A 13,439-nucleotide genomic window follows, 5' to 3' on the forward strand; every position below is an offset into this window, starting at 1 on the left:
CCCTGCCACTCGTGGCCGGCGCCGCGGCGCGGGCATCCTTGAGGAGGTTGGTGACGGTGGCGGTGCCGACGCGTTCGGCGGCCTTCGTGGCCCACTCGGCGCGGAGGCCGGCGAGGGAGCGGGCGTGGGCTTTCGCGGGGCGGGTCTCGAGGGTGGCCTGCTGGGCGAGCTTGATCCGGGCGACCGCGTCCGGGCTGCGCCCGTGGGTGGCCCGGTAGTCCTTCTCGAGCTGGCCGACGACCTTCTTGATGTCCGCGGACCGGGTCGAGAACGCCCCCGTGAGGCGCTCGTCAACACCGGCGATCTCGACCACGGGCCGCTTGCCCGGGGTAACTTCCCGCAGCTCCGTTGACAAGCCCAGCCGGGTGGTGACTTCGTCCATGACGCGTTGGTTGTAGAACTCGGACGCGGCCACGCCCTGGCGGTGGAGGAGCTTGGAATCGATCGTGCGCCACTTGCCATCGACACCCTTGACCTTGTTCGCCACGACCAGGTGATCGTGCAACTGCGGGTCACCATTGCGGGAGTCGTAGTGACGGAATCGCGTCGCCACGAGGCCGCCCTCGACGTCGATCTGTGCGACGCCGTTCGTTCCTGCACGGGTCGCGATCGCTTCCCGCTCGAGGTACGACACGGTGTCCAGGATCGCGACCGCCTGGGCATCTTCAATCGTCTTCCGGGTGTCCTCGTCGCCGAGGCCCCAGAGTACGGAGACGCTCTTCGCGGGCGAGAACACCAGGTCGAATCCGGCGACCGCTTGCTGCGTCGGACGCGTCGCCGCGGTGATGAACCGGCCCAGCTCGTCCTTGTCCGCTGGGGGCCGGCCTTTCGCGTCGCGGAACGCCAGGTCGCCCTCGCGCGCACGAATCGCGCGGCGGTCGGCGACGCCGGGCTCGCGCCCGTTCACGTTGGTGAAGTCGGTGTAGCCGGCGGTGATCTTCGCGGACAGGTCTGTGCCGTCGGTGCTGTAGCCGTAGTAGGAGCGGCCGAGCTTGGCGGCCTTCGTGGCCTCAGCCACGGTCTTGCCTTGCGCCTGAGCGTCAGCGATGATGCGTTCGGCGTCGGGGTGTAGACCCTCACCGTAGAGGGCCTTCATCTGCTCCTCCGTGACGACCCCGGAAACGCCGAGTGCGGCCAGTCCCCCGCCGACCCAGACACCTTGAGGGTTGCCATCCTCGGTGTAGTAATCGCCCAGCTCACGGCCGCTCTCACGCTTCGCATCACCGGTCGCGACCTCGTTGGTGTAGTACACATACCCGTCTCCCGCAGAGAGGATATGCATAGTCATCACCCGCTCACTTTACCTCGTCTATTACTAATGCCAGAGGTGTGACAAATACTTGTACGAAGAATGAGGATGCAGGGTTGTCACGATCGAAGATTGGGATGGTTGGAAGTTGAGGCTGAGGTTGGCGGGTGACTGTAGATAGGGGCTATCGAGTTGACGGAGCAGGCAGTGCAGAACGCGCAACAGAACGCGCGCCTTCGCACGAAAGCTGGTGCCCTCTCCTGCCTTGGCTGTGGGGGACGATCATGCGCGCTGGACTCCCGCATAATTGATGCTTCACCCACGAAAGGGGTACACCAATGGCCGATGTACGTAAGTCTGCGAAGCAGACTGCCGCCCGCTCTCGCGCACGTGAGAAGGCGGCAGAGTTCCGCGCGAAGGAAGACACGCTCGAGCAGCTCGCCACCGACTACTTCGTCGCCACTGACTCGCTCGACGAGATCGACGCGACAGCTCAGGCGGAAATCGCCGCCATCCAGGAACGCGCAGCGCAGCAGAGCACGGCCGCCCGCGCGTCAGCGGCGGCCGTCATCGCCTCCATGCTCGAGCTAGGAACCCCCAAGGCAGAAGTAGCCGGCCGCCTCGGTCTGGCGCTGCGCGACGTCAAGAAGGCTCCTGCGCTCTCAAGCCATTGAGCTCTCGAAGCGGCCGCTAACCTGTCTGGTTTTGGTTCTCTTCGCTGGAGTGGCTAGGTCCTGTCGGTCCCGCTGGAGGCTCGCCGGAGAATGCTGAGCGGTCCGCCTACTTGTGTGCGCGCAGAGTCCGCCCGATGCCTCATCGTTGCCAGGTTCCGGGACGGCGCCGCTCCTACCGACGCCGTCCTCGCATCAGAATCGGCCGCAACCGTCGTCTGTAATTGCTCCGGGTGGTGTGTTTCTGGGTTGTCCAAACGCCCCCCTTGATCGTCGTCAAGGGGGGCGTTTGGTTGATCAGGCTTGGTGGTGGCTGTCTTCTTCTTGGTCTTCTTCGGCGTGTGCGGATACCCAGGTGTCGGCGGCGGTGTCGGCTCCGAGGGCGCGGAGCATCCCGACGAGGGCGTCGACTTCGGTGCAGCTCATCCGCGGGCCCACGTCGCCCGCGAAGTCTGCGGCCGCGAACACGTCGACGAATCGCGCAGCTGCTGCGGTGTCAATGGTGGTTGTGTTCATTGCTGGTTGTCCTGGTCTATCGGGTGGGCGCGGTGACGGTGCAGAGGTTGACTCGGTGCAGGATGACCTGGGCGATGTGCACGGGGCTGTAGATGTAATCGTGGAAGTGCCCGGCGACGTAGATCCCGTGGGGCACGGCGGCATTGTTGAGGGGTTCGCCCTCGGGGGTGAATGCGACGAGGTCTTTGTGGTCGCTGTCGGTGCTGATGAGGTGCTGCGCGACCCGGTATCCGGCGGCCGTGTAGTCGCGGTGGGTGTTGATCCCGTCGCAGGAGTACCGCACGACCCGGGGCATGTCCTCGCCGTCGAACGCGACGAGTGCGGACCCTTGGTCGTCGTACCCGTCGGTCATGCCGTTGAACTTGCGGCCCTCGTACTGGCTGGTGACCGCGCTCACCTCGCGGTCGGTGGGTCCGTCGCTCCATGACACGTTCATCCATGCGGACGCGGTGCCGGTACTCATCCGAACGCTGAATTTCACGCCGGGAAACGCGTTCTTGAGCGCCACCCGAACCAACTTGGCGGTGTCCTTGGTGCTGATGTAATCCGTCATGTTCGAATCTCCCTAATTGCTCAGCGCGGTGGTGGCCTGCTCGGCCTGGATCGCTACCCAGAGGGCTAGCCGGGTCTGGACTTCGTCAATCCGGGCGAGCTGGTCGGCGGTGCGCGCGGCCGCGACTGCGGGGTGCTCGGGAGTGTGGGGTGTGGCGTATCCGTCCCAATGCAGGGTGCGTTCGCGCCTGCGGATCGAGCTGGTGAGGTGGAAGATCTTCCGCTCGACGTCCGCGGGAGTGATCGGATGTGTGGGGGTCTGGATCTGTTCAAGCATTTTCTCTCCTCCAAATTTTTTTGCCTTTCGGCGGTTTTTCCGCCCTCATGGAGTGCTGTCGGGGTCAAGCCCCAAGGAACGGTTGCAGGCCAAAAGTTATGGAGGAGCGCAGCGGGGGAAGAAGTTTTTGCTGAAACTGTGACGACGGCTTGACGCCGGCAGCACGCAGTGAACAATCCCTCAGACGAAAAGCAACAAAGTTCACGTGCGCCGACCTACACAGTCGGGCACCAGGACTCCTCGTTCATCTGCGTTTTCGCACCAGACGCTTCGAACCAGCGACGCCGCCGTGCAGAGTCCGTGTCGTCACCGCGTCGGTGTCCGCCGATCACCTCAACCTCTTCGGTATCGGCTCAGGCGACGTAGATGACGCGCCCATAACCTCCGTCTGTCGTGGGAAGACCTTGTCAGTGTCAGAGCCCCGACCTACACTCCCTATATCGAATAAACGTTCGATAGCAGGGGTTGGAGGTACGGATGGAACAGAGCTTTCCGCACCTTCACGTTGCCTCCGCATACTCCCCGCATTACGGCGTGACCATGCCCGAAGCCCTCGTTGACCAGGCGGCGGCCGGCGGCGCTGACTTCCTCGCCCTGACCGACCGGGACGGGCTGTACGGGGCGGTCAAGCACGTGCGGGCGTGCGCGGCCGCGGGGATCCGGGCGGGCCTCGGCGCGGACCTGGCCGTCCACGATGATGAGCACCGGCCCCTCGGCCGGGTGACCCTGCTCGCACACGGCGCGGATGGCCGCGGGTACGCCGCGCTCTGCCGGGCCGTGAGTTCCGCGCACGAGGCAGGCCGGGTGCCGAGCATCGACCGGCGCCGTCTCGCCACCTGGGCGGAGGGACGCACCCTCACTGTGCTCCTCGGGCCGCTCTCTGATGTGGGGCTCGCGGTAGAACGCCGGGACAGCGCAGAGTCGGTCGCTGGGTTGCGCGCGTGGCTCCGCGTCATGCCGATCGGCTCGGTCACCCTCGAAGTCGTCTGCCATCTCGCACAGACCGGGCAACGCGGTTCCGTGGCCGCGGCCACCCGGATGCTCGGCCTCGCCGAGGACACCGGCACCCCCGCCATCCTCTCCAACGCCGTCCGCTACGGCGAGCCAACTGACGCGACGACCGCGGACCTCGCCGACGCCACCCGCCTCCTCACCCCACTCGCCCAACTCGAGGAACCGCAGGCAAACGGACAAGCCTGGCTGAAAGACGGGTCGCACATGCGCCAGGCCGCACGCATGGTCGTCGACGCCGGCGCCCGAAACCCCGACGCCCTCGACCAACTCCTGCGCACCACACACGAGCTGGCAGACCGATGCGCCCTCGACCCAGCCGAGGACATCGGACTCGGCACACCACGAATGCCGGAAGCCTCGATCATCGGAGTGGTCGGCGACCCGGTCGCTGAGCTCTGGCGGCGGGCCCGGCATGGCATCGACGACCGCTACGCCGGCACCACACTCGCCCGTGCCGCGCACTTGGAGCTCGCGCATGAGATGGAGACGGTCGAGCACCTCGGGTTCGCCACCTACTTCCTGACCGTCGCCCGCGTTGCCGACCTGATCCGGGGCATGGGCGTCCGGGTACAGGCACGGGGTTCCGGTGTCGGCTCCGTCCTCAACTACGCGCTTCGCACCTCCTCGGTCGAACCAATCGAAAACGGCCTCATCTGGGAACGGTTCCTCTCCCCCGAACGCCAAACCCTCCCCGACATCGATATTGACGTCGAATCCGCCCGGCGCCACGACATCTACCGGGAAGTGTTCCAGGTCTTCGGCGCCGACCGGGTGTCGCTGATGTCGATGACCAACGCGTACCGGGGCCGGGGCGCCGTCCGGGACGCCGGGCTCGCCCTGGGCATGCCGGAGGACCAGGTCGCGGCGATCGCCAAGCAGATGTGGCGGTTCAACGCCCGCGACTTCCGCCGGGCCCTCGAGGAGAAACCGGAACTCGCGGAACTCTCCCAACAGGTGCGCGAGTCGCAGCAGCTGGACCAGCTGGTGGACCTGACCGCGAAGCTCGACCGGCTCCCCCGCCACATCAGCGTGCACCCGTGCGGCGTCATCCTCTCCGACACTTCCCTCCTCGACCGGACGCCGGTGCAACGCTCGGGGATGGGGCTGCCGATGTCGCAGTACGACAAGCACGACATGGACCCCATGGGACTCATCAAGCTCGACATCCTCGGCGTCCGGATGCAGTCGGCGATGGCCTTTGCGATCGAGGAGCACCGGCGACTCACCGGCGAGACCATCGACCTGGACCGCGTGCCCCTGGACGACGCGCCCACCTACGAGATGCTCCGCACCACCCGCACCCTCGGCGTCTTCCAATTGGAGTCGCCCGGGCAGATGGAGCTGATCGGGAAGCTGCAACCGGCAGTGTTCAACGACCTGACCGTGGAGATCAGCCTGTTCCGCCCCGGACCGATGCAAGCCAACATGCCCCTCCAGTACCTGAAGGCGCGGCACGGGGAAGTCGCACCCGACCACATGCACCCCCGGTTCAAACCGTTCCTCGCCGAAACCAACGGTGTCGTTGTCTTCCACGAACAGGTGATGCGGCTCTTTGACGAGCTGACCGGCTGTGGGATGGGCAAGGCCGATGTGTTCCGCCGGCACCTCGGCAAATCCGGCGACCTCGCCGAGATCGAAGCGTACGTGCGAAAGCAGGCCGCCACCCGCGGGTTCCCCGCGCCGGTCATCGACCGGGCATGGAAGGTGCTGTCCGGGTTCGGCAGTTTCGGGTTCGCCAAAGCGCACGGTGCGGCATTCGCCCGGACCACCTATGAGAGTGCCTGGCTGAAAACGCATCACCCGGCGACGTTCTTCGCCGGGCTCCTCACCCACGACCCGGGCATGTGGCCGAAAGACCTGATCGTCGCCGAAGCCCGCAACCTGGGCGTTCCCGTCCTCGGCCTCGACGTGCAGAAGTCCGCGTTGGACTACCGGGTCGAGCAGCTGGGCGACGGGCAGCTCGCTATCCGTCTGGCCCTGCCCGAACTCGCCGGGTCCAGTGCGGTGGAGCGGCAGCGGATCGCGGAGCATCAACCGTTCTCCTCGTTGCAGGACTTCCGGGACCGGGTGCACCCGCGCCGGCGCACGTTCGAAGCCCTGGCCCGGGTCGGCGCCCTGGACTCGTTCATCGGCTACGACCGGGCCCGCCGCGGCGACCTCCTCGCCCACATCCAAGGCCTCGGCGGCAAGGCCCTGCCCGTCGGCCCCGACCAGCTCGCCTTCGACATTGATCTGCCGCTGCCCGACTTCTACCGGGCAGTCACCGCCCTTGACCTCCGCGGCCGCACCCAAACAGACGTGGAACTCCGAGACCTCGGCCTCGCCGTCAGACAGCACCAAATGACCCGGTTCTACCCACTCTTCAAAGAACTCGGCGTCACCCCCGCCTCAGAGCTCGTGAACCTGCCGGGCGGCACCGAAGTGCTCGTCGCCGGGGTCCGCCGCGCCACCCACACACCCCCAATGCGCAGCGGCAAACGCGTCGTCTTCCTCTCCCTCGACGACGGCAGCGGGCCCGTGTCCAATGTGGTGTTCTTCCACGACGCGCAAGCCTCGATCGGGGCACCCGTGTTCCGCACCCACTACGCCCTGATCCGCGGCCGAACCCGGCGCACCGGCGCCCGCGGGGTCTCAGTGACCGGCGAGCAAATGTGGGACCTGCTCGACGTAGCAGGGAAGGTCCGGACGCGTCAGGCTGCGGAGCGTGAACGGGAGCGGGTGGTTGTCGAGGCGGAGGCCGCGGACAACGTCATCCAAATGTGGAGGCGGAGGGCGTGACCTGCTCTGCAGCGAGAGATGACAAATAGTTGCGGCTGCTATTTCTTGAGACTCTCTACTTCGTTGGCGAGGTCAACGACTGCGTTGCAGAGCGCAGCGTTCATATCAGTTAGCAGGATGAGTTGGGTGGACATGTACGCGGTGGCTCCGGGCAGGTTATTCGGCGCGTTCGTCAGTGCAAAGGTCTCTGTTGCGTCGTCGAGGCGGGCGGAAAATACCTTCATGGCAGCGAGTAGGTCGGATTGAATGCTCATGAACTCACCGTATCCAGAGGTCACGCTCACACCGACATCCTGCCATGGGCCTGCTTCGACCTTCCCAACCGCCTCATGCGGCACACCTAGCCACGTGTTGGTAAGTCATGTCGGACGCAGAGCCGCACGCTGCGGAAGATGCCTGCGAGAGTGAGGCCGTCCTAAGCAAGCTGCGTGACGACATCAAGACACCCGACACCGTGACCGCTGACGCGCTGTCGATTCAAAATCGCCCCAACTCCGCGGCGTACGACATCAGCGGCACGACCACGCTTTCTTTCAAGGCTGACGTGGTTCACGATTGGAATTGCTTCGCTCAGATCGTAGACGGGAAAACCTACGCAGCGATCCGGTTCTGGGACAACGCAGCGGTGCCTGGCACGACCCAGTAGATCCTCGTTGACCGGCGGCTACAGATGCTCCACCCCTGAATGGTAGCTGGGGGCGAGGGCGGCCCCAGTACCACCAGATCGGGTGGCTGTTCGGGGCTTGTCAGCGAGATGCGTCGCGCTGGCTGATCTCTGGTTGACTTCCATCATGTTCATGGACGAAGGCCACCCAGGCTACGAGAACCAACCGGATCCCAATGATACGGTCTGGCGTTACTTGGATCTGCCTCGATTCATCTCAGTAATTCAGACGCGTCAGCTGTACTTCAGTCAGTCATCGATGATGAAAGACAAGTGGGAAGGCGCCGTTGCTGGCCACGACGTTCACGCCAGAGTTGACGCCAGATTGATGAGCATGTTCAACGCCCGTCAAACGCATTACCTGAACTGCTGGTACGTATCGAAGTTCGAATCCGCTGGGATGTGGGATCTCTACCAGCACGGTTCTCAAGGAGTCGCGATTAGATCGACTTGGGGACGGCTTACCGACTCCATAACGTCGCAGTACCCGATCCATGGTGGGCTTGTGAAGTACATCGAATACGACAAAAGGACATTCAATATGGTCCAGAATGTCGGAACTTCCTTTATGTACAAGCGCCGGCAGTTTGATCACGAACGTGAAGCTCGGCTCGTACTGTGGTCCGATGATTCAGGCGGCCCGTCGCTTTGGGCGAGGACGCAGGATCAGAGCGCGATGGTGCGTGTGGACAAGACGGATCCTCCCGGTTATGGCATCGACGTCGATCTCAGCATCTTGGTCGATGCCCTGGTCGTCGCGCCCGACGCCCCGCCTTGGTACCTGTCTTTGATCAAAGGCCTCGTCGGCCAATTTGGTCATGACTTGGAGATACTGCCCTCGGAGCTTGATCAAACACCGATCGGCGCTTCAGTGGGGCGCAGTTAGCGGGTCCGACCGACGTCTAGCACGAGGTAGTCGGCGGGCACCGCAGTGTGCTACTTCCACTCCAGATGAGGGGCCTCTATATCTACAACCGGATCCACCCACGTGATCGGGGGAACGATGACGGCGTCCATGTCCATATGCTCTTTCAGTAGGTGCAGCAGATGGCCACCTTCAAGAAGCTCCAGAGGCTTGTTCTTGGCGAATTCAAAGCTTGATTTCCCGTACCCGGACGTCGTTATGAGCAGCCCTTTGCTAGCGCCCTCATTCATGACGGTGCCGTAAAGGTCACGAACCGCGGACACGCCCACTGTGTTCTTGTAACGTTTTGCCTGAATGATTATCTTCCCTCCGAAAATGGGTCTGGAGTCGTACGCGATGGCGTCAACGCCGCCATCGCGCGACGCCTGCGTTTGATGTGTGTCGAGGCCGATCTTTGTAAACAGATTCTGGATTAGCGACTCAAACTCGTTCGGCGTGAGGTCCATAAGGTTCGGGCGAGAGTCCAGGCGCGATGCAATATCAACCGCAGCGACAATGCGGGCGTCCTCCTTGTCAAAAGCGATGATGGGGCGCACCGGCACAAGATCATTCGTTCCGCGTGGAACGACTGCGCCGAGGGCTTTCACACATTCCAACGGGTCTACCCGGTCGAGGTTGAGCCCTTCAAACACCTCTCGCTCTACCTGGATACTCAGCACGCAGAACCGCTTCTCATGACCGGTCGCTCGGTCAACCTCATCGACCATTACGTTGAGCAAAACAGTGTCAGCCAGTTCGACCCCGTCACACACGACAATGGCCGCCAAGGCAGCTAGAGCCAACTCCGCAATGCCATTCACATACAGTTCATTCACGATCTTTGGCGCGCGCTGCTTGGGTTTCGGAAGAGGGCCACTGAAATGGGTCGGCATCATGACACGCGAAATTGCCTCGTCAAGCGATGGAGCTGTGACGACAGCTCGTAGAAGTCGCGATTCAGGAGTGAGCTGTGCAACGACTCCCGTTAATGGCAGCCCGGCCATCGTCATTAAATCTTGAAGGTCATCCAAGCTCGGCTCGGTCACTCCGTCGAGCCGCCGAAGAGCCACCCTGAGGTAGCCGTGCATATCGTCACGCAGTATTCGCGCTTCTTCTCGTTCCTCGTCCACTGTTTGCTTGAACCTCTCTAGCCAGCGTGCAATCTGGTCCTCGTCGTCGTGACTGACATTCCCTTGTACTCGTTCCCATTGATCGACGGCCCAGGCCGAGTGGAGCCGGCGGTCTTCGAGATTTGCTCGCCGCCAGGTGTCTTCGAAGAATTCGGTACCGTCCATAAATGGCAGGAAGGAAGCACCGTCGAACCAGGGGCCCGATGAGTTTGAAAATTCCGAGGCCACATAGTGACGACCGTCACGGCGCAGGGTAACGGTGAAGGGATGATCGGCGTCGCGATTCCGCACTGAACCATTCTGGATGAAATCCACGGACCCATCGCGATACTCAATCCACGGACCTGAGCTCGGCATTCGCCCGTCGTAACCGCCGACAGACCCGCTGCCCCAGTAGCGCGTCCCATTACCCAGGACAACTGAGGGTCCATATTCGCGGAAGAATTCATTGTTGTTTTGGATCACATAGAACGACGGGGTGTAACAGGATTCTGTCCCGCGCCCAGGAACGACTTGGTGCCACTCCCGAAGGCCGTCGGATCCGATCACAGCGGGACCGCCAACTCTGTGTCGCCGGTTCTGGGAGAACCATTCCTCGGTGCCGTCCTCCCACCGGATTGCCGGACCGTCAAAACGATTCAGAAGACCATGGGTGTACCAGAACTCAGCCAACTGCCACTTGCCCAACGGGCTCTCAGCTCCCGCACGCCGTGGCGGGATGTGACGATACGTGTCTGCAGTTCCTCGGTAATGCTTGGTGATACGGGCGGGCCCATCATCCCGGTGGGGCATGCCATCCCAATACCACCACTCCATGCCTCCACCGGAACGCGCGGGGCCGTCAAGGCGGTGCCGTTTCCCGCTTCGAAGATAGGACACCCTGCCTTCCGGCGAAAACTGGATTTCGTCGTAGTCGCCAATCGGATCGATGAACGGCAACAGGCATGAGGTTTCGTCCATGGTCCTCATCTGGGTAGTCACATTCGAAGGCTACCGACCCAACTGCTCTGGCAGAGCCGGAATCCGACCCACAATCGTCCGAATCTGAGATCAGCTGAGTCTCCGACCAGGCCACAAAAAGCCGCCGAAGAGCGTCAACCGCTTACCCTCCGTTCCGCAAACGCATGCGGCAATTCGCGCCTTCGAGTACGGAAAACGACACGAGAATCGCCTCAGGTCGAGATTCTGGGGTTTCGTGCACGGCGCCGAATCGGCGGCTTGAGACGTCTCGCATCCCGTTTAGGTGTAAGAAACACCTTGAATTCGATCCGGACGTTCCGACTAATGCAGTTTGAAGTCGGTCGGCGAGTCCAGCACTCGGTTGGCATCTCGCCGTCTGTCTTTCACCCCCGCGTACAAGGTCTCGTGCCCTGACGAAGACCGGAAAATCCAACCTTGAGAAATGAGTTCTTCGACGACGCCGGGAACCATTGGCCGATCATTGAGGCTGAGCCCCCGGCTTAGGGCGCCTTCCTTTCGAGCTGAGCCCCGCTGGCCAAAGATTTTCTTCAGGATCGACAGGGCAATCCGGGACTCACGGTCAATGCTGAGGGTCATGATTCCTGCTGTCGTCTGCGTGGCGACACTGAACCGATCAATTTCACAGTTTGCAAAGTGCGGAGCCAACCAGTCCGGCAGGGATGCAACACCGTCGACAAACCCAATGAGCGCCTTCTCGAAGTGGGGAACGGAGCTTTGTTCGTCGAGGCCGCTCAGATCTAGGCGCTCGATAACGCAATTCTGGAGAGTGCTCGACCGGAACATAGGGTGGTCGCTGAGTACCAGCTGCTCGAAGTAGACGCCGGACACCAGGTAGGGCTTCGTTAGCTTCCTGCCATCCCAGGGCAATTCCACTGCCAACCGAATGAGATCGGCCATGACAGCGTCAAATTGATCTGCTTTTTCCCGCGCGGCTAGGGCCGCGAGTGTCGTCCCGATCGAGAGATCGAGGTCGAGAAGAACTCCGGCTGCTACCTCTATCGCCAAATCACTGGCTGCCGAGGCCCAAGATGCCACCGATCCAAGAGGATGAAGTTCCTCAAATGGATCGACCGCGTAGGCGGCTAAGTCGAGACCGTACGCCGTGTCTGCCATGTCTCGATCGGCAAATTTGCGGATTTCCGATTCGTTGTTTGGGTCAGCCACGGCAAGGCCGGGCAGTCGTAACAACAGTTGGACACCCTCTTCGTCAGGTTGTCGCCCGTTCACGGCCACGAATGCTGAGCGCAGCATATCCATGTCGATTGGACCGGTTACGTCTGTGCTGGATCGCGCGAGGGTTGCTACGCGCGAGACGATGTTCCTGATCGTTTCGGGGCGTACGGCCGAAAACATCTGTGCTTCTCTTTCGCAAATTGCATCTATGAAGCGTCGCCAACCATCTGATCGTGAAACCGAGCCGGCGACGCCCTCTGCGTTACTGGCGTCAATGGAGATCAGGTAGCCGAGAAGCAAGGGCCGCATGGGAACCCAGTCGGGGACCGACCATTCGACACCTGCTTGTCGAAGGAATTCATGAAGTTGAGCCTCGTCGAAGTCCGGCACACTGAATTGATCGAGCATCGAAAAGCCAAGGGCCGACACCATTTCCGGTTGACCGGAAAAATAGTGCGACCGCCCGGCGACGATAATGCTGGCATGCGCAGGCGTCTCGCTGACCAATCGCCTAATGGGGCTCAGAGCTTCCCAGCGCACGGTACGAAGGTCAACAGCTCCGCCGAGCCACCTGCTGGGAACTATCTCGTCGAACCCGTCCAGGAGGAGTACGCACGAACCAGCCCGCCATGCCGAGATAAGACCGTCGGCGTGCTCAAAACCGATTTCTTCAGCATGTCGCCGCAGGATTTCGGCGGGAGTTCTGAGTCCGGCGCAGTCGCGCAAGTTGATGTGGACTGGGAAAGGCGTCAACTTTCCACTTTTGAAGTGTGACTTTCTGAGCTGTCCGTACAGCTCGCGTAGAGTGTGGCTCTTGCCCACGCCATAGTTCCCCACCAGAAGGGCCCGGCCACCTTGCTGCAGGCGGTTTGTCATGGCCCCGAGAGTGATGGAGCCGTTTGCTCCAGGGCCGACGAGTTCTACGGGGACATTCCGAGCAGTCCCATCGAGCTTGGATTTGTAGCTGATACTGCCAAAGGGAGCGTTGCCTCGAGCCTGCAAGTACATCTCGGAGTTGCAGATTCGTTGGTGCAAGACGGCAATGCTTATGGCGTGAATTCGCTCGCCGCGGGACTTGGCAATAGCCGCAACGGCGGATCTCTGCTCCGCCGTTGGCTCGTCCCTAGTTACAAACCAGCCCGTTCTTGACTTAAGCGCGTTGTCCGAGGTCCCACCCACCGCAGCGAGGAGCTCGGCGAGCTTCTCGCCATCGTGAATTGCCTTGTCTTTCTTGCCGAGGGTCGTGAATTCGTAGGTGTGAATCTCTTCATGGTTCACGAAGAGACCGTCTCGCTCCCGCCCCCGGAACATGACGGCTCCCTGAACACCCATTGGGTCATGAAGTGCGCGCGCGAGCGCTAGACCCCTCAGCTCGAAGTCTGGCCCAGACTCGAATGGCGTGATTGACACTTTGTCCCCCTCAATCGCAGCCAGATCATCAGTGACAAGGCCGCCTCATTTCTATCGGCTTCCGTGATCCGAAGCGAGTTCAACGATAAGCGACCCGCTGATTGGTGAACCATGGCAGTG

Annotated in this window: 11 protein-coding genes; 4 read left to right on the forward strand and 7 right to left on the reverse strand. The window is 62.2% G+C overall.

Features of this window, described 5'->3' with window-relative positions; all coding sequences use genetic code 11:
• Positions 1 to 1,288, reverse strand: a 1,288-nt coding sequence (mobF, locus tag E3T37_RS12585; RefSeq protein ID WP_166806105.1) for a MobF family relaxase, incomplete at its 3' end; no start/stop codon positions are given.
• Between the two features lie 299 nt (positions 1,289 to 1,587).
• Between mobF and E3T37_RS12590 the strand changes: the two genes are divergently transcribed.
• Positions 1,588 to 1,923 carry a hypothetical protein gene (locus E3T37_RS12590; RefSeq protein WP_134367305.1) on the forward strand — a complete coding sequence of 112 codons (336 nt, stop codon included), beginning with the start codon at positions 1,588 to 1,590 and terminating at the stop codon, positions 1,921 to 1,923.
• Positions 1,924 to 2,217: 294 nt separating this feature from the next.
• Here E3T37_RS12590 and E3T37_RS12595 read toward each other — a convergent pair whose 3' ends face one another.
• From E3T37_RS12595 to E3T37_RS12605, 3 genes are read right to left on the reverse strand one after another with little or no spacing between them, the layout of a single operon-like run.
• On the reverse strand, positions 2,218 to 2,436 hold the full coding sequence (locus E3T37_RS12595) for a hypothetical protein (protein WP_134367307.1): 219 nt from the start codon (positions 2,434 to 2,436) through the stop codon (positions 2,218 to 2,220).
• A gap of 16 nt (positions 2,437 to 2,452) precedes the next feature.
• The gene (locus E3T37_RS12600) at positions 2,453 to 2,989 is read right to left on the reverse strand and encodes an LPD29 domain-containing protein (protein ID WP_134367309.1); all 537 of its coding nucleotides are present in this window, start codon (positions 2,987 to 2,989) and stop codon (positions 2,453 to 2,455) included.
• Positions 2,990 to 3,001: 12 nt separating this feature from the next.
• On the reverse strand, positions 3,002 to 3,265 hold the full coding sequence (locus E3T37_RS12605; protein WP_134367311.1) for a hypothetical protein: 264 nt from the start codon (positions 3,263 to 3,265) through the stop codon (positions 3,002 to 3,004).
• Between the two features lie 477 nt (positions 3,266 to 3,742).
• On the opposite strand from E3T37_RS12605, the gene E3T37_RS12610 reads away from it, so the two are divergent.
• Positions 3,743 to 7,057, forward strand: a complete 3,315-nt coding sequence (locus E3T37_RS12610) for a DNA polymerase III subunit alpha (RefSeq protein ID WP_134367313.1) — start codon at positions 3,743 to 3,745, stop codon at positions 7,055 to 7,057.
• Between the two features lie 38 nt (positions 7,058 to 7,095).
• Here the strand turns inward: E3T37_RS12610 and E3T37_RS12615 are convergent, their stop codons facing one another.
• On the reverse strand, positions 7,096 to 7,311 hold the full coding sequence (locus tag E3T37_RS12615; protein WP_134367315.1) for a hypothetical protein: 216 nt from the start codon (positions 7,309 to 7,311) through the stop codon (positions 7,096 to 7,098).
• Between the two features lie 107 nt (positions 7,312 to 7,418).
• On the opposite strand from E3T37_RS12615, the gene E3T37_RS12620 reads away from it, so the two are divergent.
• Complete coding sequence (locus E3T37_RS12620; protein ID WP_134367317.1) at positions 7,419 to 7,703, forward strand: hypothetical protein; 285 nt, start codon at positions 7,419 to 7,421, stop codon at positions 7,701 to 7,703.
• Between the two features lie 145 nt (positions 7,704 to 7,848).
• Positions 7,849 to 8,607 (forward strand): hypothetical protein, encoded by a 759-nt coding sequence (locus tag E3T37_RS12625; protein ID WP_134367319.1) that lies wholly within the window; start codon positions 7,849 to 7,851, stop codon positions 8,605 to 8,607.
• A 50-nt stretch (positions 8,608 to 8,657) separates the two neighbouring features.
• Here the strand turns inward: E3T37_RS12625 and E3T37_RS12630 are convergent, their stop codons facing one another.
• Both E3T37_RS12630 and E3T37_RS12635 read right to left on the reverse strand, forming a co-directional pair.
• Positions 8,658 to 10,736, reverse strand: a complete 2,079-nt coding sequence (locus tag E3T37_RS12630) for a restriction endonuclease (protein WP_134367321.1) — start codon at positions 10,734 to 10,736, stop codon at positions 8,658 to 8,660.
• A 300-nt stretch (positions 10,737 to 11,036) separates the two neighbouring features.
• Positions 11,037 to 13,187: an NACHT domain-containing NTPase gene (locus tag E3T37_RS12635; RefSeq protein ID WP_198416042.1), complete on the reverse strand. Its 2,151-nt coding sequence runs from the start codon at positions 13,185 to 13,187 to the stop codon at positions 11,037 to 11,039.
• Between the last annotated feature and the right edge of the window lie 252 nt (positions 13,188 to 13,439).

It is taken from the genome of Cryobacterium sp. TMT2-10 (assembly GCF_004403075.1).
GTDB lineage: Bacteria > Actinomycetota > Actinomycetes > Actinomycetales > Microbacteriaceae > Cryobacterium > Cryobacterium shii.

Bases quoted from the DNA above. Each gene is read 5' to 3' on its own strand.
- E3T37_RS12595 (WP_134367307.1), bottom strand. From the start codon at position 2,436: ATGAACACAACCACCATTGACACCGCAGCAGCTGCGCGATTCGTCGAC.
- E3T37_RS12615 (WP_134367315.1), bottom strand. From the start codon at position 7,311: ATGAGCATTCAATCCGACCTACTCGCTGCCATGAAGGTATTTTCCGCC.
- E3T37_RS12600 (WP_134367309.1), bottom strand. From the start codon at position 2,989: ATGACGGATTACATCAGCACCAAGGACACCGCCAAGTTGGTTCGGGTG.
- E3T37_RS12625 (WP_134367319.1), top strand. From the start codon at position 7,849: ATGTTCATGGACGAAGGCCACCCAGGCTACGAGAACCAACCGGATCCC.
- E3T37_RS12590 (WP_134367305.1), top strand. From the start codon at position 1,588: ATGGCCGATGTACGTAAGTCTGCGAAGCAGACTGCCGCCCGCTCTCGC.
- E3T37_RS12610 (WP_134367313.1), top strand. From the start codon at position 3,743: ATGGAACAGAGCTTTCCGCACCTTCACGTTGCCTCCGCATACTCCCCG.
- E3T37_RS12605 (WP_134367311.1), bottom strand. From the start codon at position 3,265: ATGCTTGAACAGATCCAGACCCCCACACATCCGATCACTCCCGCGGAC.
- E3T37_RS12620 (WP_134367317.1), top strand. From the start codon at position 7,419: ATGTCGGACGCAGAGCCGCACGCTGCGGAAGATGCCTGCGAGAGTGAG.